We start from the raw sequence: 1,040 nt of genomic DNA on the forward strand, positions 1-1,040 counted from the left end.
GCGAAAACTCACGGTATTGGCGCTGCTGTTGCTGGCGGCGGTGTGCAGCGTGCTGATCGGCGGCCCCGGGGCGGTGATCTTTCCCATGCCGGTGCTGCTATGGCTGGCGATGTCCTTCTCATTGTTCTGCACCATGATTGCGGTGCTGATTTATGTGCTGTGGTGCCATCTGGCGATCGATTTCGGGTTGCTTAGCACGACGCTCGACATGAAGGTGTTGCAAAACGCGGTATCGATGCGTTTGGGCATCGCGCTGCTGGCGCTGGGGCCCATCGCCGTGGCCAGCATGAACTATGCGCGTAATGCGCTGCTGCGCACGCTGGAGCACGTGGCGAATCACGATGCGTTAACGCACGTGCTGACGCGCAATGCGTTTATGCAGCGCGGCGAACGGTTGATAGACCAAAAGGGCGAGCTGGTGTGCGTCATGATGCTCGATATCGACTATTTCAAATCGATTAATGACCGTTTTGGCCATGCTGGCGGCGATCAGGCACTGATGGCCTTTACCCGCGCGATCGCCGCCGATCTGAGCGTCGGTGACCTGTTCGGCCGCATGGGGGGCGAAGAGTTCGCCATCGTTTCGACGCTCGGCCAGCCGCAGCAAGGATGGCAATTGGCCGAACGCCTGCGGCAACGCATCGAAACGGAGTCTATCCTCATGCCGGCCGGGCATCCGCTGCAGATCACCGTCAGCATCGGCATGGTGACCTGCCCGGGCGGCGCCGGCCAAAGCCTGGCGGATCTGCTGAAGCTGGCGGATCTGGCGGTGTACAAAGCGAAAAACGCCGGCCGTAACCGGGTTGCCACACCGGAATCGTCTCCGCCGGCTGCTCATGGCCGCTGAACTTCCGATCCGCGCTCTGCCCCGGCCGTCTAAACTGGTAGGGGGCGCGGGCATTTCCGCCTGCGCCGAACCGACTGTCCTTAATCAGACAAGAGGATGCCAGAATGAAATACGTAGACGGGTTTGTGGTGGCGGTACCGGCCGCCAATAAGGAGGCCTATCACCGGTTGGCGGCCGCAGCGGCGCCGCTGTT

The 1,040-nt window shown here is 61.6% G+C and carries 2 protein-coding genes; both read left to right on the forward strand.

The annotated features are described in order from the left end of the window. Positions 1-847 (forward strand): GGDEF domain-containing protein (locus AB0H42_RS35925; protein ID WP_357064384.1); only part of this gene is annotated, 847 nt, incomplete at its 5' end. 104 nt (positions 848-951) lie between these two features. Further along, the coding region (locus AB0H42_RS35930) for a DUF1428 family protein (RefSeq protein WP_357064387.1) at positions 952-1,040 on the forward strand (89 nt) is incomplete at its 3' end.

Source organism: Nocardia sp. NPDC050799, from assembly GCF_040654015.1.
Lineage (GTDB): Bacteria > Actinomycetota > Actinomycetes > Mycobacteriales > Mycobacteriaceae > Nocardia.